The organism is Cylindrospermum stagnale PCC 7417 (assembly GCF_000317535.1).
In the GTDB taxonomy this organism is placed as follows: domain Bacteria; phylum Cyanobacteriota; class Cyanobacteriia; order Cyanobacteriales; family Nostocaceae; genus Cylindrospermum; species Cylindrospermum stagnale.
This window is the reverse complement of sequence record NC_019757.1, coordinates 610870-630765: the sequence shown is the minus strand read 5'-3', so window position 1 is coordinate 630765 and position 19896 is coordinate 610870. Positions and strand designations below refer to the sequence as shown.

The following is a 19896-nucleotide window of genomic DNA, read 5'->3' as shown; positions in this document are numbered from 1 at the left end:
CTATTGCCAGTTAAAACAATAAAAATCTAATCTTTTCTCAAATATTGAGAATGGTTGTCGCTAGAATTCTCATTTATGCAGAATTATTTATGCACAAGTTTTTGCCACACAACCATCCAACATGGCAATCCACTTTCACTCGTTCTACTTTCCAGTTTTGCTGGCATTATAGCCACTGAGAAAATATTACTGTAGGTGAAACTACCAATGTCTCAAATTATTGAGCAAATGTCGTACTAATAATTCTTCCAAGAATTTATGAGTATCACTAAGTCGGATATTGACTGATGTAGGGGAATAAATTCCAGCCCAAAGATAGCAGATACAGATGCCTTGCTAATACTGCATCAATAACACCTGATTCTATAGCTTGGGCAACATCTTAGTGACTTTTGACAATATGGTTAAATTCCAAGACATTGTGGAACAGCACCTGCTGTGCTTGAAGTTTTCGTTCCCAATGTAAGCGCTTGCCATAACCTAGTTCGCGGTTGAAGATGGTTGCTACCGCTCACACTAAGTTAGTAACTGTTCTAATTCCTATCGGGTTGCCAAATTTCACTAAGAGTCTTTCTTCCCAGACCCCAAGGATAATTACATCTGGCAGTTAATGCTAGTTAGTTTAGCCAATTATTACTGGCTCATACCCAGACAAGATCTAATTGACTTCAAGTTGTTAAGAAGCTGAATATCCTGCTTCCTGTGGCTTTGTATTTTCGCTGCAAAGAGTTATAGCGAACTGAAGTGGATTTACCAGAGCACAAGAAATATATTGAGCTTGCTTCAATTTATTCTTGAAGTTTTTTTGTTGTACTTTGTTTTTTTTGATTCCTATCAGAAGCATAACATAGATATTGCTAATTTATTTGCCCTTAGCTAATTATTTGCCAATCAGTAAAACTAGCTTAGAACTGGCTGATCAATAATTAATTAAATATGAATTAGTACTTTAGTAGCCTTGATTGCTAAATTGCTGTTTTCAGTAAAATTCTAGATGTATTGCTATCTAAAAACCTATACCATTGTTCAAAACTACCATCTATTATAATCAGGGGGTTGTATCTAGTTCATCCAAAAAGTCTAGCTCGCAACCCATCTCCACCTCACTCTTGAGCCTCATTCGCACACTGTATATATGTATAAGGATAAAAATCGGCGATGAGATTGTATCTTTATGTTTTAATTTGCTAACGAGGTTGTTATAGTATCAATTAATTTTATAAATTGTTATTTTATATACCTTTAGTTTATTAAGTTTTCGTCAAATAAAGATATTTATTTAATATGTGGTAGTTTGGCATTTTTGCAACTAGCTACCACAGTAGCTTGATTTATTGCAGAAATTACCAAGATGTTTTTACTTATTATACCGAAGACGGATATGAACCTGTCTTTTTTGCTCCTCAGCATTTGGCATTTTGGCAAAACATGACAAACTATCTATGATATATTGATTAAAATTGCAAGGATTGATGATAAGTAAAACATTTAGCACGGGTTAAAATACCGCTCTTGTTGTTGACTTGATTTGTCATTCCTACAACCTATTGAATTTTATTTGTGATATTTTTTCAGAGTCCAAGGTGTATTGCCACTTTCAAGCTATTAGGACGGGATCAACTCCCGTCCTTTCCTTTTAAGATTTGGGGATAGTGGGTACTATATCTATCTTAAAAATAGGCAACTATGCTGAAGGCAGTAAAGATTTTTTATCCGGCATGATGAACTAGAGTTTATAAACATCTCTTGCAAAAGTCCTATTGCCACTCTTGTTAGGTAGCAGGTAAAGGCGAAGGGAAAAAGGGAAATTTTATCCCTCTTCACTTCGCCTTTCCTTATTTTCTGTCAGCAGGTTAATTTCATATCAGATTTCAGGAGATTTGCACACATCCCATAGGAAGATGCTCTATTAAAAAAAGAATGAGTAAATTGGTTTGGGATGTTGTTATGCACTGGATTTATATCAAGGTTTGGCTCACTACCAAACCTTTTTCTATATCTATCTCGTCTAGCGGAGAATTGCTTGACTAAATAGAGCGAGGACTATTGATTGCTCTAGAGACAAACACAGTTTTGATGTGATGTCAACGCTTATATATTAAAGATATAGCTAAGAGCAAAGTTAAAACAGAAAAGTACTCCGCAGGATGCCGATAGTCACTGGGTCACTGTCCGGTGTATGACCAGGGTCTATGATATGAATTATCCCAGGTGTGATGTGGATGTTATCTGTGAGCCGGAAACGATAAAATGCTTCAATGTGAGTCGTTGTTCCTGGTTGTCCCCCAGCTAGTCCACCATTACCATTTATCAGTCCAGGGACATTGTTTCCGACAGGTAGGTCGCTACTAATGATCTTAGGAGGTTGTCCGACATAAATTCCGCCGAAGTTTCCCTTGGCAAATAAATCAGGGAAATTCAGATATACCATGTAATTTGTCGTCTCTACAGTTCCTGAAAGCCCCGGAATCTGAGAATTAGTATAACCACCCCAACCGCCCAAATTAATACCGCGTGTAATTTGCCAATTTACAGAAGCACCAACAGCATTTGTTTGTAGGGGTTGTCCAGTTTGTAAATTGCCTTCGGGGTCTTTGGAGCCAGTTAAGCAGTCATCGCCCACAAAAGTGAACATACAACCATTTGAGCCGTAATTGTTAACGTAATACAAAGAGAAATCAAGAGATTTAGTTGGTGCTACCTGCAATTGCACACCGGTGGTAGTGTTACCGTCAAATAAACCGCTTTCATTACCGGGATTGCCTGGGTTATTGCTAGAATAAACTGCCTGCAAACTGGCATTTTTGGCAAATTGCCAATCAAGAGCGACACCAGCGCGACCAAACCCCGTAAATAAAAGCGGGTTTCTTTGTCCAAATCGAGATAATGCACCGAGATCAGGGCCTAGTGTTCGGTTGAGACGGCGAAAATTAGTTACCAGATCCATGCCGGCTGCTCCTACTCTGAGGACTAAATTATCAGTAGCCTGCCAGTTAAAAAACAAGTCACTGATCAGCGGTTCAGGAGCAAGGTATTCATTGCCAAGTACAACATCACCATTAAAATTATTAAAAGCGTCAACACTAGTAAATCTAGGGGATGTCGCACCCTTAACATTGGTAATACTTGTCCATAAGAAAGTGCCGGGGGAGAATTGACTAACTAAATCCAGCCGTGTGTAGCTGATGACGTTAGCATTAGTGCCAATGTCATCAGTATCTTTTACTCCATCTCTAGGATTAACATCACCACGATTACTAGTCCGCCCTTGAACGTCAACTACAACTGTTCCATAAAGTTTTGTTGTGGGTGAGAATTGGTTGGCAGCAATTTCGGCGGTGCGGGCTTCTAACTTATCGACTCGACCCCGCAAAGTGGCTAATTCGGGGGCAAATTCAGTTTGTAATTTTTGTAAAGTTGCTAGATCTTCGCGGCTGCTTAAATCACTGCTGGCTGTAGCGATTAATTCATTGACTCTATCTAAGCAAGCATTGACACCTGCGGCAAATTCATATCGAGTTAAGGCGCGATTTCCGCGATAGGTGCTATCTGGATAACCCGCTATGCAGCCATAGCGTTCTACTAAAGACTGTAATGCTTGAAATGCCCAATCTGTAGCTTGTACGTCCTTGAGTTGAGACACCGATGTAACTTGTGCCATCGGATCGTCTGTGGGTTCTGAAGACTGATCCTCAGGGGAGATAGGGTTCAGGGGAAAATTTAAATTTATACTCTCGTCTGTCCCTGCACTCTCTTGTGCCTGAAGAAGTTCTGTATCTTTATACTCTTGGGCGATCGCTTTTTGTGTAACTCCGTTCACTGCCCCAACTATTAGCCATGCGAGTATCCAGGCTTTGCGATCGCTGCGGTCACTCAGTTTAACTTTCAATTTTTTACACCCTATTCATACTTGACTCAAGAGTGTATTCTTAATCCTCTGGCACTTACAAGAGGAAATGTGTGGATTTTGGATAAAATTAGACTTTTTTGTGCAAAGTTAGACTTAATAGTTATGGGCAAGTTTTAAAAGCGCAAGTATAAAAGAAAAACATCTTGCCTGAAAATATCCTCTGGAATGACTGAGAACTAATATGGCAAACCGCTGGCGTAAGCTGAAGCCAAGAGCTAATAAACTCAATCCGCCGCATAAAAGCGCAACTAAACGTGTTGCCGATAAACCTCAAAAAAAGTCGCCACGGGGAGGTTGGCTGTCGACAACTCTAGCGCTGGTGTTTTTGTTGGCCAGTGGCGGTTTAATTATGGCTTTTACCTGGATTAGTATTCTCTATATTTTCAATCCAGATCAGCTAGGCTGGCTGAATAAAATTTTACCAGCATGGGCACAAATCCCTCTTGGTAACCGCGAACGCCCCAAAACCCTCAAAGAAATTCAAGTCGGACTGAGTACACAAAAACAAATAGCTGGGGAAACTCTGTTTTTAGATGAAGCGGCACAAAACTCGTTTTTACTGCCTGTTTTTCAACAGCGTGCCAATTGTCAGTCTGATTGCCAAGAAATTGTGGAATTAAGGGTTTATCAGCGTTCAGACGACTTGGAATTCCAATCACAGCCAGAAACTTACTACTATCTAGCAACTCAACTACCGATAACTGAGGCTGAAGAATCCTTCGTAGACTCCCCCTGGCTCAAGGCTGCATCAGAAACCCAGGATGCTAAAGTTTCTTTACCTTTAACAGACGTGAAACGCTTTGAAGACCAGACACCATCATCAGGGGCTTGGTTTTCTTTGCGGGGGCAGCGTCAACAAGGAGCTAATGCGATCGCCTATGGTTATATTGTCTATTACAATCCTGAACGCACCAACCTATACCAAATGTTATCTTGGTCAAGTCTTAGTGGGCAACCGCCCAAATGGCAGCAGGTGACTGGTGGTGGTGTAAAAGAGTTAGTCTTAGATCAAACAGTAGGTTTAGAACCGCACTTGCAAGTTTACCAAGTCGAACCTGTCAAGTTATTCCTCAAACCGATTCAACTGGAGGAAATTACCCTCAAACCACCAGCCTTAGATGATTCTGCCTACAAAAATGCTCTATTACTTGCTCGTAGTGGTCTGTGGACACCAGCTTTTGAGTGGTTAAAATTTATTCAGAAACAGCGCCAAGGTGCTCTACCAGCGGCGGCACAAGCGCAAATGGATTTGATTCGCTTGCACTCCCAACTGACTAAAACCCAAGCTGATAAAAATTGGGCCAGTCCTAGTCAACAGGTTCTGGCAGACTTGATGGATGGTCGCTGGACAAAAGCTTTACAGGTGTTTGAGGCTTCGCCGAATAATGTCCAAGAAATTGGTAGCTTGCTCAAAACCCATAGAGAAAGGTTGTGGAATCGCGCAGCAGCGGCGTTGCAGGTAAACCCCAATAAACCAGAGGTGCAAGCTTGGGTGTCCCTAATGATCGCAATTCGCCAGGGAGAATCATCTGCTAATTCCTGGTTGCAGTCCCAGCCAAAAATCACCCCGAAAACTCTGGCCTACATCCAAGGTTTGTTAGCAAAGCTCAATGGTGAGGTGACAAAGTCGCAATTTCCCTCTCCGCATCCTAGCCAAATTGTCGGTTCGGTGCGAAAAATTATGCAAGTTAATCAAGGCGAGTGGCTAAAACCAGAACCCACAGCCGAATTGAAACTCACAGATAACCAAGTTTGGTATCAGGTGCAGGTGAGTGCATTTCATAACGGTCAAAGTTGGTTAAATGCACCTTTTGGGAATTTGCGTTTACCTAAAAATTCCCCAGGCAGATTTCTCTGGGAAAGTTTGGGGCTTAGTTCTGACTCAGCAATTAAAATAGTTGTCTGGCTACCAAATGGAGAACAGCAAATAACCACCGCCACTATTAAAGCGGTGCAATTGCGAGGTGGGGTTTTGCGCCTCTTAGCTGCTGGAGAATTAATTACCCAGATTCAAAACAATGCTCTCCAATCTAAGCCTCTAGCTTTGACGGATGCCGCACTGGAATGGGTGCAACCATCTCCCATCACTTTCCAAGAACTGTATCAACAGAATCCCCAAAGGGTAAAGGCAATGCTACCGACGGTGTGGCGTTCTTTACAGCAATCCGGTGATTTTCTGCCTGGTGCTATTCCTACCTTCCAGCAGATGCAGGAAAAATTGGGTGATTGGCCTGTGCAGGTAATTGATTTAACTAATAATGGCTCGCCTGAAGTAGTTCTGACTATTTCTCAGGCAGCCATAGCGTCTTTGAATCAGCAAGTATCTGGAAAATTGGCAGTAGTTAAAAATCAAGCCCATCCCCGTACCCTGATTGTGTCGGATAGTGGTAAGGTAATTTATACTGATTTTCGGATAAATTCCCCTCAAAAATTAATAGCGATCGCCAACCTTGGAGATGGGCAATCCCTTGCTTTGTTAGTAGAAAACCCTGATAGCTATAGTCTCAAGCGCTGGTCAGAGACTAATCAGCGCTTTGAATAATAGCTTTATTGACTAAAATTCAGACTAGAGCAGCATAGACAAATGTTGTCCAAAAAACTGAATTATTCCTCTTGGCTAGTAGCGTCTAGCCGTTGGCACTTCAGGTTTTGCAACTGCTCAAGCAGAGACTCTACCTCGGCTTGCAAATGCATAAATTTGGTTTGTTGATCGTCTTGATAATAAGCCTTGGTTAATTTGCTGGCACAGTTGCTCTGGGTGGAGTAATCGGCAACTCTAGATGAACAAGTAGACGTAGTCATAGCTAATTATTAAATTCACAACTCAACTCACACCATTAGAGATATTATAATAATGTAATTATAAACTTTATTACATTATTGTATAGTTTTGATCACATACTCTAATGGTTTTCTGGTTTAGTGATCAGTGACTGTGATCATGATACCTGTGTTACATAGAAAACATTTCCCCCGTGTGAAAAGTTTCCTTCCACTCGATGATACTTAGCTACACTTGGATGATAGGCGAATAATTGCGCTTGTATTACTTATCGCCCTATTATTAACGACTTATGCAAAAAACTACATAAAATACATTTATTTTTTGACCCCCCTTGGTTCTTCCTCACGGGTGTAAATTGGTTACAACAACACCATCCAGGGGACAAGAAGAACAAGGGAGATAAATCCTATCCCTGCTTTCTTTCTTAGATCCCTCACTCATCTTTTGATGAAAACCTACACCTGTAAGCTTTCATTTTTTGGCGAATTTGTTCAATCGGGGGTTCTTCTGACGGTTATGATAAATTGATATCCTATATAAAATAAAATTGGCAAGTGGGGCTTCTGCACCACAAAAAATCATATTTTTGGGGAATTAAGGTACTGGAATCTGGAAGCAAAGAAAAATTCTCTTTCTTTTGTTTCTTAATCCGCACTCCCCCATCTCAAATATCCAATCCCTAGTTAAAAAGTTTTAAATCCCGTGACTTTGAGCCTGTCTACTGCAAAATCTTATCGCCAACCCTGGCCCGGTCTGATAGAAGCCTATCGTGAATATTTGCCTGTCAGTGAACACACCCCTGTTGTCACTCTATTGGAGGGTAATACTCCCCTGATACCGGCGCCGGCGATCGCAGAACGCATTGGCCGACAAGTAAGGGTGTTTGTCAAATATGACGGTCTTAACCCCACTGGAAGCTTTAAAGACCGGGGAATGACAATGGCAATTTCTAAGGCTAAGGAAGCAGGCGCGAAGGCGGTAATTTGTGCCAGTACGGGCAATACCTCTGCCGCTGCCGCTGCTTATGCTAGGCGTGGAGGTATGAATGCCTTTGTGCTGATTCCCGATGGTTATGTGGCCCTGGGTAAATTAGCCCAGGCTCTACTTTATGGGGCAGAGGTGCTGGCTATTAAAGGAAATTTTGACCAAGCGCTGGAAATTGTCCGCGAAATGGCCGAAAGTTATCCGATCACTTTGGTCAATTCGGTGAATCCCTACCGCTTAGAAGGGCAGAAAACCGGAGCATTTGAAATTGTGGATGCTTTGGGTGACGCCCCAGATTGGCTGTGCATCCCCGTAGGTAATGCGGGTAATATCACAGCATATTGGATGGGTTTTTGTCAATATCATCAAGCAGGAAAGTGCGATCGCTTACCCCGGATGATGGGTTTCCAAGCAGCCGGTGCAGCCCCGTTAGTACATGGTCAGCCAGTGGCCCATCCAGAAACTTTAGCTACAGCGATTCGCATTGGCAATCCGGCTAGCTGGGAAAAAGCGATCGCCGCTCAATCAGCTAGTCAAGGAAGCTTCAAGGCTGTGACTGATGAAGAAATTCTCGATGCTTATCGACTTTTGGCATCATCAGAAGGGATTTTTTGTGAACCTGCCAGTGCTGCTTCTGTCGCAGGGCTATTGCAGGTTAAAGACCAAGTTCCGACTGGTGCAACAGTGGTTTGTATTCTCACCGGCAATGGTCTCAAAGACCCGGATACAGCGATTAAACATAGTCATAGTCAATTTAAACAGGGTATCCCCGCAGAACTCAAAGCAGTAGCTGAGGCAATGGGATTTTAACAATTCAAAATTCTTTCATTCAAAATTAAGGAGTTTCCTTTGTTTCTTTGAAAGCAGCACCCCGCTCTCGTGCCAAGCTGTCGATGGCATCACCCAAGGCGGTGGTGAGGCTTTTACGGGTTTGGGCGTGGTTGTCTTGTTCAAGTTTCAACGCTTGCAACAGGCGATCGCGTTCTTTCACAAGGGCGATGAATTTAGTTTTCAATTCCTCGACAGATTTTATTTGCGCTATTTCTTGTTGAATGGCGATCGCTGTTGCGGCGTCGGGGAGTGTTTTGGCGTCAATCCCCTGGAATTTATGTAGTTCTGCTTTCAGAGATGCGATCGCCTGTTGGGACATTTGGGCATCTGTGCGCCGTTGCTCTGCTTCTGTGTTAAAGAGTTTACGCCATTTTTGCGAACTTTCCCAAGCCTGATCACGCTCACCCTGAAGCTGCACCATCTGCTGTTTAAGAGCGTTAATTTCCGCTAGCCACTGTTGTGTTAAATGTGTAGATTTATCAATATTGTCCGTCATTATTTTGGTTAATTGTAGTAAATAGGTATTAAATAACACAGTCTAACCGAAAGTGGCGCTCCTCAATCAAAAAGCTTTTTCAGCTATCAAATCTTGGCTTAGGTAAAAATTTTAGCCCTTTCCTCTCGCTTGTAACCCAGTGTATGGGGTTAGCTCATATACTTAGTATAAGTTTACAAATAATCATTTGTGGAAAATGACGCCTTGGAAGTTCTTTTTCATTAAATTTATGATTCTCTCCTGGAAGTTCTATCTTGAGAATCATGTCTACTATTGGTTGAAAGGATTTTTCAAAAAAATTAACAAAAGTTTCCTGAAACTCCAGCGTTCTTACTCCCAAACTGCCATGATCTCAGATAAATTTACTTAATCTTGTACATTGTAAATATCTTCAGAAGATTGTTTATAATTTTTTTCTACACTTCCCATTTTTCTATTAATAGATGCAAATGCCACGTAATATCTGGCACAGTTAAGGTAACTAATCAGCTATAACTAAAATCATGGCTCACCGCCGCTTTATCAGCTTCTTTCGCCACCTCAATTGGCGCACCCTCAAAAAAACTTTTACCAAGACAATGGAAAGACGACTTTTGGGGCTGGCCTCAGAAATTGCCTTTAATGCCATATTGTCGCTGTTTCCAGCAATTCTTGCCCTGCTCACAGCTATTGGCTTATTGGCAGAATCCTTGCAAGACACCTTTAGAAAAATGGCAGTGCAACTGAGTCAAATCGCTCCAGAAGAAGTTCTGCGTCTGATTAGTGATTTTGCAACCACAGAAATTACTAATTCCAAAAATAGTGGTTTGTTTTCTCTCAGTTTTGTACTTGCCATTTGGACAGCTTCAGGGGCTATCAGTACGGCGATGACTGCATTTGATCAAATTCATCAAATTTCCCCCCAACATACGCGCCCATTTTGGAAAGCAAAACTCATCTCCCTCGGATTAACAATTGGTACCATCTTGCTGCTAATGCTGGCTTCTTTCTTAGTATTTATCAGCGACCTACTATTAGGAATGGTGGTGCAGAAAAATGCTTCTTTGGTCTTTTTATTGCATCTTTGGCAGCTGTTGCTTTGGCCTTTAGCTTTAGGTATGGTGGCTGCTGCCTTTGGCTTCATCTATCGCTATGGACCCAGCGTCTGGAACCCAGGTAGGCCGATGATGCCAGGAGCCGTTTTAGCAGCTATTTTCTGGGCGATTCTTTCGGCTCTATTTCGGCTGTACGTCTCAAATTTCGGCAACTATAACAAAGTCTATGGTGCCGTGGGGACTGTGATAGTTTTAATGCTGTGGCTGTGGATGAGTGCCTTTGTTCTCCTTGTAGGCGATCAATTAAATGTGACTGTCGGTGAAGATATCCACTCCCAGGCGTCAACTCGCGTTGGGGGAATTAAAAATTAAAAATAGTTTATAAAGGATTGTATTGTAAAGAAAAATGTAGCCCATTTTCTTGCCATGTGTTGTTCTGGGATTCCACAGGTAATAAAGGAATTCCCCAGTCAAGACGAGCTGTAAAGCGATCGCCTTGTGTCCAGCGCAAACCCAGACCAACAGCAGCTAGAGTACTAGGGTCAGGATCATCTCTACCAGTATTCCAGGCGATGCCAAAATCAGCAAAGGGGAGCACGTGTAATATACCTTCCTTTTTCGGTAAGCGGAAAATCGGCACTTGCACTTCAGCAGAAGCAAATGCGCCATTATCTGACAACAAATAATCTTGACGGTAGCCGCGAACATTCTCCTGACCACCTAAGCCAAACTGCTCTATAGGCACAAGTGTTCTGGATGTTAATTGTGTATTTGCACGTAGTAACAGCAAGGTTTCAGGAGCCAACAAGCGTGCCCACTGCCCTTGTCCCCGCCAAGCAAAAAAGCGTCCATCAGGAGCATCTTCATGATAGGTCGCATTAAACGCACCAGTGCCTAAGTTAAATTGCGATCGCAAGGCGAGCACTTCACGGCTGTTGCGAGCAGTCCATTCTTGAAAAAATCGCAACACAGATAACTTTGTGCGTCCTTCGTTATCCGCTCCCAGAGAAGGAAAAGGCAGTCGTTCTCCTTTGATATAAGTAGCTTCAGTTTCAGTTCTCGAAGCCGTCAAACCAAGGGCAAATTCTTGCTTGGGAGTTTGAAATAGAGGCTGGCGAAATGTCAGCTCGTAGTAATTAGAACTTGATTGAATATCTAAGTCGTCAAAAGGGCTTTCAATCACATTGCTGGATGCAGTGCCAAAGTTAAAAGTCAGCGTCCCGTTATGTGGATTAACTGGTATTGTGTAATTTGCTTCAAAGGCGTTGCTACCATCAGTATTGGTGTACCCTACACTCAAACCATCTCCCAATCCCAGTAAGTTGGCTTCAGACACATTTAATCGGCGTCGCAAACTACCAACGCTAGGCGATCGCCCATTATCCAAAACTACTTGGGTATTGAAAGTTTTTGCTTCCCTGATCTTGACTTGTAGCACACTCGCACCGGGACGCGACCCAGCTGAGAGTTCAGCAGACACATTTTGAATCAAAGGATTGAGTTGCAGTAATTGCAGCGCTTCTAGCAGCCGCTCCCGATTTAGAGGTGCCGTGGTGGCGATCGCTAGGCGACTGCGTACATAATTGGGGTTGAGTCGCCGAGTACTATCTTTCAGATAACCTACCTGGATATCTTCTAATTTACCTTCGACCACTTGAATTTTCACCACACCAGACTGGATGGTTTGAGGTGGAAGATAAGCACCAGAAGTAATGTAACCACGCTTAATATATAGCTCGGTGATTTTAGAACGAGCCTGAAATACTTCAGCCACAGAGATTGGTTTTTTGATCAAGTCTTTAGTTGCTTCAGCCAACTCTTCAGGACTAAAGACTGTACTGCCAACAACTTCAAAACGTTCAACAATGATAGTTGCGGTCGTATTAGCAGGAAAATTTTCATTAGGTGCGGCAGTTGGCTCAGAGGATGGAAGTAATTCTGCTGGTGGCGGAAGTAATTGGGGTGTAGGAAATGAAGGAGGTGAGGATGGTTGTACATCCTGCGATGGTGGGAGTTGTTGAGAAAGCACAGCATTGTCGTTTGCTAGTTGTCCAGTCTCTATAGTCTGCGCTTTCAGAGGTCTAGAAGTAATACTGCTAAACAATACAAATATACTCAGCTGCATCCAGGACAATGCCAGCTTCTTAGGGGATTTGTTAATCATTACACTTGGGGGAGTTTTGCTAGGAACTATGGAGTAATAAGGCTAATGCTTCAGAGATGAAGATGACTTAGTCATTGGCAGCGATTAACCACCCCTGAGCTTCTAGTGCATCATCTAGTGGTATATTTTATAGCCAATATAAATCTTATTTGACCTTAATTCCGATGCTATTACTCAAAAAAAGCCCAAATTATTAATTTACCTGCTAGATATACTCAGGACTACTGAAGCACCCCCACCATACCCTGATGAGGATGCGATCGCCACTGCCCAAAAAGCTTATGCCCGAATGGACTCAGAAGGACAACGCCGCGTGACTCAACTACACAAAGGCAATCGCCTCCAATTTAGTTACTGTAGGTGGTAAATCAATAAAATTACCTACTATTAGATGGGGCTCCCGTTGAAGTAAGAAGTAAATGTCTAGACTTGTCTAGGATTTATATAGCAGATTCGCACTCGTCAGGCTGTGACCTAATATGATATCTATATCGGATGTGAAGCGGATTGTTTTTTGCGACTTTGATGGCACAATCACAGTTGAAGAAAGCTTTGTGGCAGTTTTGAAAAAGTTTGCCCCGGAACTGTCTGCACAATTACTTCCCCAAATGTATACGCGACAGATGACACTACGAGAGGGTGTCAGAAAAATTCTGGAATCAATCCCCTCTTCACGCTATCCCGAAATTTTGGATTTTACTCAACCCCAACCAATCCGTCCTGGATTTGTAGAACTGCTAGATTTTCTAGATTCTCAAAAAGTACCCTTGGTGATTGTTTCTGGGGGTTTGCGGGGGATGGTGGAAGTGGTCTTGGGTCAGCTAATGCAGCGGGTTCATGCTATCCATGCAGCCGATGTAGATACCAGTGGAACGCATTTAAAAGTGCTGTCTGATTATGAGGGTGATACAGAACTAATTGCCAAGGTGCAGGTAATGGCAGAATATGCTGCTGAACAGACGATCGCGATTGGTGACTCGATCACCGACTTAAATATGGCAATTCATGCTTCTATTGTCTTTGCACGCGATCGCTTGGCCAAGCATCTAGATGAACATCAAAAACCCTACATTCTCTGGAATAATTTTGAGGAAGTACGCGATCATTTAGCGAAATCGTGGAGATGACTCACCAAAGTTTAAGCGATCGCCGTTTAGAATTAATCACTACTGCCCGTCACTTTTATCACCAAGGTTGGATGGTGGGAACTGCGGGAAATCTCTCAGTTCGTTTACCCGTAACGTCATTGTACTGAGATTTAGGAAAAACAAAACGTTAAATTTAAGAACATCGGAACGCAGAGTCAATAAGCTACGCTTATATTCTGTTCAACAAAAAGATGCCACGATGACTCGGATTATTGAAGATTTTATAAACTCCCTTAAAAAAAGAAAATGGTGATTCCTCATCGACCCCCTGCCTTCTCAATCCTGCGGATTGAATTGGTTAGAGGTCAATTCCTCATCACCCAAAAATTCATCTCATCACCTCCCTTCTCTGCGAGACGCTACGCGAACGGGTAGGTGAGAGGCTTCTTTTTGTTTCAGCTAAATTTTGAAGATTGCAGCGATGCCTGTGACGGGCTACACTTACGCACCAAAATAGATGTGGCATTCTGAAGTATCCTGATTTTCAGGCATTAATTTAAAATTCAGAGATGCAACATCGATGTGCCAACTGCTGGGAATGAATTGCAATGTACCCACGGATATTTGCTTTTCCTTTGAAGGGTTTTCTGCACGGGGAGGAAAAACCGATGATCATCGCGATGGTTGGGGTATTGCTTTCTTTGAAGGTAAAGGGTGTCGGATTTTTATAGATGCCAAACCCTCCATAGCTTCTCCCGTGGCCGAGTTAGTGCGGAGCTATCCCATCCACTCTACCCATGTGATTGCTCATATCCGCAAAGCTACCCAAGGAGAAATTACCCTACAAAACTGTCATCCTTTCCGTAGAGAACTGTGGGGACATTATTGGGTATTTGCTCACAACGGAAACTTGCCAAATTTTCATCCAGAAAACAAGGGCTTTTTTCGAGCCGTGGGTAACACCGATAGTGAGAAAGCATTTTGCTTGATGCTAGAAACCTTAAGACAACGCTTTCCTGAAGGTAAGCCTCCTCTAGAGGAACTATACCCGGTGCTACTTAAAGTCACAGAAAATCTGGCATCAATAGGCGTCTTTAACTACTTGCTGTCGGATGGGGAACACTTTTTTGCCCATTGCTCAACCAAACTCAGCTACATTGTGCGTCAAGCCCCCTTTGCTGCTGCTCACTTGATTGACCAAGATATGACTGTAGATTTTCGGGAATTGACTTCACAAAGCGATCGCGTCGCCGTGATCGCTACCACCCCCCTCACGGATAACGAAGTTTGGACGCCAATCCAACCAGGAGAACTACTAGTATTTCAAGATGGTTGGCCCCTGAAATTTGGGTAAAACAGGTTTGTAGGTACACAAGAAAAACTCTACTTTACCTGGGTGAGAACAAATGTATTTTTGTTGATGCTGACAAGTTTCTTAATAAGAAAGTGCCAGATTATATGTGTGATTGACTGTTGAGTCAGTCTGTAAATACTTATTCACTATCCCCATTACCTTATCGGTTTCTACTGGTTTGGTGATAAAGTCCGTAGCACCATATACCTTAGACCGAACTCGATCAAAAAGGCCATCACTGCCTGTTAAAATAACCAGCGGTGTATTGACAAAAACAGAACTCCGTCGTAACTGAGCGCAGAGTTCGTATCCGTTGACGACTGGCATCATTAAATCCAAAAAAATCAAGTCTGGCTTACTCTGAATGAGTATTGGTAGAGCTTGCACAGGATCTTGAATATTGATAAACCTTAGCCCCTTTGAGCCAATAATCCTCTCTAGCATTTTACAAACTTGGGGGCTATCATCCACACAAGCTATTAGTGGAGCATTCCTTGTCCTTAGTTGTGTATGTTGATAGTTGTTTTTGAGTTTAGTGACTGGTAAAGGCAAGTCGGATACTTCTACAAATTCCGTGATTCCTTTGTGGTTATAGGGCAGCAATGAACGAGTGACAGGCAATACACTCTGCTTCATTTTCACAGCTAAATCTCTGAGGCTATGTTTACCGTTAATGAACTTCTCAAAGTTTTTGTAGACAGCCGGGCTTACCTGCCGCTGGAGTTGCTCTGGTTTCCGCAGGACTACTGCTAAGTCAGGAGAAATACTTGCTAACCCAGATTCTGACCATTTATGCCAGGAGTCTTGCATTTGCTTGAGAGCCACACTTACACACACGGAACTGATTGGTGCTTCTAACCTTACTTCTTGTTGGTGTTCGCGAACAGCGGGGCATAGCCCATCGCAACTCAAAGAGGTAGAATTTGCCTGTTGAGCTAGATCAAATAAAAGTTCAGCTATTGTATTTTCCACAATAGCCTTAATCTGTTCCCGTTGAATTTGCTGTTTTTTATATAATTTTGCCAGGAGTTGATAATCCCAGTGATCTATTAATATATTTTCGGCGGTTAACTGTACCTGATCAATATCAATTTGAGGACAATTTTGAGCTAAATTTCTACGCCAACGCCGATTAGGATGAGTCCCTCCTGTTGCCCAAACTATCTGTCCCAGTTGATAGTAGAAAGTCCATTTATTTCCCTGGGAATTTTTGATATTTAATTCACCATTATATTGCTGTTGTGAACACTTTTTGAATTCACTAAATAGTTTATCCGATTCTATAAGTATTTGCTCAGTCATATTCTCGACCTTTTATCACTAAGTAAGCTATTGGGATATTTGGGCTTGCAGAATGAAAACACATCTAAGATACAATATCTTAAGTTTTATTAAAAAAAGTAAATACCGTATAAATACTGTTATTTATTTTACTGATATTTAGCTTGAGGAATATGTTCATTCCATCCTAAGAGGAAGAAGTAAGCCAAGATATGATGGTTACCCTGAGACTATGTGATCTTCATCACAGGCTAAAGTAAGGTTACTATCCAGCCTTGTCTGAATTAATAGAAGTGGGACTATCAGTACGAGTATCAAGCCATCTACTATGGGCTGTTTGTAAAGTAAAGCTTGAGGCGATGGGCAATCGGCCCACGTCCTGATGAGCGCAGACTTCTGAGAATTTGCTTGAGTCTGGCATTTCTACACCGTACAAAATCACCATAATTTGCGATCTGAGTTTTGATTTTTCAGAAACTTTCACACAGCCCTGACTTGCTGTCTGGGATGATCTAAGGCTAATTCAACATTAAGGAATATAAAGGATAGGTAAGACTACAAGTATCTACCTTCAGACTAATAAAACATCCCCTTTTATATCTCTTTAGATAGATGTTTTTTAAAGAACATATCAATTATGGGGTTTTACGTCTCCAGAACCCTTAAAGTTTTGATGATCCTGCCCATTGACAAAATTAACGAGAGAATCAAGGGTACAAATTTTCTCTGACGAAAGTTAAATCAGCTCTTCATAAATGCGATCGCATTCGTGAAGATCTTCTGGAGGTAGATGTTCTTGAAGGAGCAAAACCCACTGGCTGATTGTGATGATAAGTTGACAGTTAGAACTCAGATCAATTTAAATTCGCCATCAAACTGCTACAATCCCCATATTCCCTATCGAAAATGTGAGGTTTTTGCCGACATTGGCGATCGGATACTTGCAATCATCCATTACCATGAACTATATATACTGTATTCCCAGCGATGAACTGTAGATTTAGAGGAGAAGAGAGAATGAGTTTGTGGCAGCGCCAACTGAAACGATTGCAACTTATTGCCGAACAGAGAACCAATCGGTTCAGGCTAAATTCGCTCAATGGCTTTGTATCACTCTTTTTGGTAGGGACGGTCTTGAGTGTGGCACTTGCCGCCTGTTCTGGGGGAAACGTAAGTAATTCTACCAGCGAAACCCCTGCGGCTAATCCTGTTGCCAACAATAAACAGAATGTGGAATTAACCCTCGTGTCCTTTGCCGTCACCAAGGCAGCGCATGAAGCGATCATTCCTAAATTTGTGGCACAGTGGAAGAAAGACCATAACCAAACTGTCACCTTCAAGCAAAGCTATGGAGGGTCTGGTTCCCAAACTCGCGCCGTGATCGATGGTTTGGAAGCAGATGTTGTCCACTTGGCACTGGCGGGAGACACAGCAAAGATTGAAAAAGCTGGATTGATTCAGCCAGGATGGGAAAAGGAAGTTCCCAACAATGGCATTGTCTCCAGATCTGTGGCAGCACTAATCACTCGCCCAGGTAACCCCAAAGGTATCAAGGCCTGGGCCGATTTGGAGAAAGACGGAGTAAAACTAATTACCGCTGATCCCAAAACATCAGGTATTGCTAAGTGGAATTTCTTAGCGCTGTGGAATTCCGTGATTAAAACTGGGGGAGATGAGGCGAAAGCGACTGCATTTGTGACCAAGGTTTACAATAATGTACCAATTCTAACAAAAGATGCTCGCGAAGCCACGGATACATTTGCCAAGCAAGGTCAAGGGGATGCCCTAATCAACTACGAAAACGAAATTATCCTGGCACAACAAAAAGGCGAGAAGGTTGATTATGTAGTTCCTGATGTCAATATCTCCATCGATAATCCCATCGCCGTGGTGGATAAAAACGTCGATAAACACGGTAACCGTGAAGTAGCTGAAGGTTTTATCAAATTTCTCTATACTCCAGAGGCACAGCAGGAGTTTGTCAAATTGGGATTCAGACCTGCGGATCAGACTTTAGCCCAAACGAAGGAAGTTGCAGATAAATTTCCTAAAGTGAAAACTCTGGGTACGGTTCAGGACTTTGGCGGTTGGGAGGCTGTGGATAAGCAGTTCTTCGCAGACGGTGCTCTTTTTGACAAGATTCAAGCCCAAAAGAAACGGTAATTAGTTAATGCTCACTGGTCAGTTGTCAGTTGTCAGTGAAAAAAGAAGCAACTGATAACTTTATGGGCGGGGATACCCTGCCCCTAGCGGCAACTTACGTAAATTTTGAATTGTTTATGAGTCTATCTCCTTCTATACAAGTTAACGGTAAAACTCCAGTCTGGAAAACGTTCTTAGATCAATTGATTCGGCTTCCCTGGACTTGGAGGATTACCCTGGCATATCTGACAGTGATGTTATTTGTTCCCATCGCTGCCATGTTTCTGAAAGCGAGTACAGTACCTCCCACTAAATTTTGGGAAATCGCTACCAGTGAGATCGCACTAGCAACCTACAACGTCACTTTTGTTACCTCAATTTGTGCGGCTTTGCTCAATGGCGTTTTTGGGACTCTGATAGCTTGGGTTTTAGTCCGCTACAACTTTCCGTTCAAACGGATAATTGATGCCACAGTGGATTTACCCTTTGCCTTGCCAACGTCGGTCGCTGGATTAACACTGGCAACGGTTTACAGCGATAACGGCTGGATTGGTTCACTGCTGGCACCACTGGGAATTAAGGTATCCTTTACCCGTTTGGGTGTAGCAGTGGCGATGATATTTATCTCGCTGCCTTTTGTGGTGCGGACTGTACAACCTGTACTTCAGGAAATGGAACATGAGATTGAAGAAGCTGCCTGGTGTTTGGGTGCTTCTCAATGGCAAACTTTTTGGAAAGTGATTTTACCGCCTTTATTTCCGACAATTTTGACGGGAATGGCCTTGGGTTTTTCCCGTGCTGTTGGGGAGTATGGTTCGACGGTAATTATCTCTTCTAATACCCCTTTCCAAGATTTGATCGCACCTGTGCTGATTTTCCAACGCTTAGAGCAGTATGACTATTCTGGTGCAACTGTAATCGGTATAGTTCTATTAGCAATTTCCTTGGTGCTGCTACTGGCAATTAATTTCTTACAAGCGTGGGCAAGAAGATATGACCAGAGATAGAGCGAAACAGCAGCAGAGTTGGGTACCGACGGTTTTGATTGGAATTGCGATCGCCTATTTAGCCCTAGTTCAATATATCCCTGCTATCAACGTTTTTATCCAAGCTTTCCACAAGGGAGTAGGCCCATTTTTTGCCAACTTAACGCGACCTGAATTTATTCACGCAGCTTGGCTAACGCTGATACTGGCTGTGATTGCAGTGCCGATAAATACTGTGTTTGGATTATGTGCAGCTTGGGCCATCGCCCGCCATAAGTTCCCCGGACGCGCTATAGTTTTGAGCATTATTGACCTGCCTTTTTCCATCTCGCCAGTTGTTGCCGGATTAATGATTGTGCTACTTTATGGGCGGCAGGGGTGGTTTGGCCCTTGGCTCCAGGAGCATAATATCCAGATTGTCTTTGCCTTTCCTGGCATGATCTTGGCTACAGCATTCGTGAGTATGCCATTTGTTGCCAGGGAAGTAATTCCGGTGTTAGAAGAATTTGGCAGCGACCAAGAAGAAGCTGCTAAAACCTTAGGTGCAAACGATTGGCAAATATTTTGGCGCGTTACCCTGCCAAGTATCCGTTGGGGCTTACTCTACGGAATAATCTTGACCAATGCCAGAGCAATGGGTGAATTTGGGGCGGTTTCCGTGGTATCTGGCAACATTGCTAATACAACCCAGAGTTTACCACTATTTGTTGAGGACGCTTATAAACAGTATGAAACAGAAGCTGCCTTCTCTGCCGCTGTGTTGTTGGGATTGCTAGCAGTCGTAACTTTGGTGCTGAAGGAAATTCTCGAACGCAAAACCAGCATTAAAGATGTTGAATAG

Annotated in this window: 14 protein-coding genes and 1 pseudogene; 9 read left to right on the top strand and 6 right to left on the bottom strand. The window is 42.6% G+C overall.

Annotated elements, in window-relative coordinates; genetic code table 11:
• Positions 1-2122 precede the first annotated feature (2122 nt).
• Positions 2123-3889, bottom strand: a complete 1767-nt coding sequence (locus tag CYLST_RS02660; RefSeq protein ID WP_015206158.1) for an iron uptake porin — start codon at positions 3887-3889, stop codon at positions 2123-2125.
• A gap of 202 nt (positions 3890-4091) precedes the next feature.
• On the opposite strand from CYLST_RS02660, the gene CYLST_RS02655 reads away from it, so the two are divergent.
• Positions 4092-6452 carry a hypothetical protein gene (locus CYLST_RS02655; protein WP_015206157.1) on the top strand — a complete coding sequence of 787 codons (2361 nt, stop codon included), beginning with the start codon at positions 4092-4094 and terminating at the stop codon, positions 6450-6452.
• A gap of 62 nt (positions 6453-6514) precedes the next feature.
• On the opposite strand, the gene CYLST_RS02650 is transcribed toward CYLST_RS02655, so the two are convergent.
• Positions 6515-6712 carry a hypothetical protein gene (locus CYLST_RS02650; protein ID WP_015206156.1) on the bottom strand — a complete coding sequence of 66 codons (198 nt, stop codon included), beginning with the start codon at positions 6710-6712 and terminating at the stop codon, positions 6515-6517.
• A 685-nt stretch (positions 6713-7397) separates the two neighbouring features.
• Here CYLST_RS02650 and thrC point away from each other — a divergent pair.
• The gene (thrC, locus tag CYLST_RS02645; protein ID WP_015206155.1) at positions 7398-8489 is read left to right on the top strand and encodes a threonine synthase; all 1092 of its coding nucleotides are present in this window, start codon (positions 7398-7400) and stop codon (positions 8487-8489) included.
• A gap of 25 nt (positions 8490-8514) precedes the next feature.
• Here the strand turns inward: thrC and CYLST_RS02640 are convergent, their stop codons facing one another.
• Positions 8515-9006: a hypothetical protein gene (locus CYLST_RS02640; protein WP_015206154.1), complete on the bottom strand. Its 492-nt coding sequence runs from the start codon at positions 9004-9006 to the stop codon at positions 8515-8517.
• Positions 9007-9509: 503 nt separating this feature from the next.
• Between CYLST_RS02640 and CYLST_RS02635 the strand changes: the two genes are divergently transcribed.
• Positions 9510-10412, top strand: coding sequence for a YihY/virulence factor BrkB family protein (locus CYLST_RS02635; protein ID WP_015206153.1), 903 nt, complete (start codon positions 9510-9512; stop codon positions 10410-10412).
• A gap of 7 nt (positions 10413-10419) precedes the next feature.
• Here the strand turns inward: CYLST_RS02635 and CYLST_RS02630 are convergent, their stop codons facing one another.
• Positions 10420-12204: a ShlB/FhaC/HecB family hemolysin secretion/activation protein gene (locus CYLST_RS02630; protein WP_015206152.1), complete on the bottom strand. Its 1785-nt coding sequence runs from the start codon at positions 12202-12204 to the stop codon at positions 10420-10422.
• Positions 12205-12701: 497 nt separating this feature from the next.
• On the opposite strand from CYLST_RS02630, the gene CYLST_RS02625 reads away from it, so the two are divergent.
• The 3 genes and pseudogenes from CYLST_RS02625 (at position 12702) to CYLST_RS02620 (ending at position 14646) form a co-directional block, all read left to right on the top strand.
• Positions 12702-13331 (top strand): HAD-IB family phosphatase, encoded by a 630-nt coding sequence (locus tag CYLST_RS02625; protein ID WP_041233390.1) that lies wholly within the window; start codon positions 12702-12704, stop codon positions 13329-13331.
• A pseudogene (locus CYLST_RS33040) lies at positions 13328-13456 on the top strand (class II aldolase/adducin family protein); the annotation flags it as partial. The gene CYLST_RS02625 and the pseudogene CYLST_RS33040, both read left to right, overlap by 4 nt.
• A gap of 416 nt (positions 13457-13872) precedes the next feature.
• Entirely contained in the window at positions 13873-14646 is a 774-nt protein-coding gene (locus tag CYLST_RS02620) for a class II glutamine amidotransferase (RefSeq protein ID WP_015206150.1), read from the top strand.
• Between the two features lie 81 nt (positions 14647-14727).
• Here CYLST_RS02620 and CYLST_RS02615 read toward each other — a convergent pair whose 3' ends face one another.
• Together CYLST_RS02615 and CYLST_RS02610 are read right to left on the bottom strand one after the other, a co-directional pair.
• A complete protein-coding gene (locus CYLST_RS02615; protein ID WP_015206149.1) occupies positions 14728-15948 on the bottom strand; it encodes a response regulator in 1221 nt (406 codons plus the stop codon).
• Between the two features lie 244 nt (positions 15949-16192).
• A complete protein-coding gene (locus tag CYLST_RS02610) occupies positions 16193-16411 on the bottom strand; it encodes a hypothetical protein (protein WP_041232927.1) in 219 nt (72 codons plus the stop codon).
• Between the two features lie 533 nt (positions 16412-16944).
• Between CYLST_RS02610 and CYLST_RS02605 the strand changes: the two genes are divergently transcribed.
• The 3 genes from CYLST_RS02605 to cysW all read left to right on the top strand — a co-directional run bounded on the left by CYLST_RS02605 (position 16945) and on the right by cysW (position 19896).
• Positions 16945-18090, top strand: a complete 1146-nt coding sequence (locus tag CYLST_RS02605) for a sulfate ABC transporter substrate-binding protein (protein ID WP_015206147.1) — start codon at positions 16945-16947, stop codon at positions 18088-18090.
• 116 nt (positions 18091-18206) lie between these two features.
• Positions 18207-19076: a sulfate ABC transporter permease subunit CysT gene (gene cysT, locus CYLST_RS02600; protein ID WP_041233389.1), complete on the top strand. Its 870-nt coding sequence runs from the start codon at positions 18207-18209 to the stop codon at positions 19074-19076.
• The gene (gene cysW / locus CYLST_RS02595) at positions 19063-19896 is read left to right on the top strand and encodes a sulfate ABC transporter permease subunit CysW (protein WP_015206145.1); all 834 of its coding nucleotides are present in this window, start codon (positions 19063-19065) and stop codon (positions 19894-19896) included. The genes cysT and cysW overlap by 14 nt, the downstream gene beginning before the upstream one ends.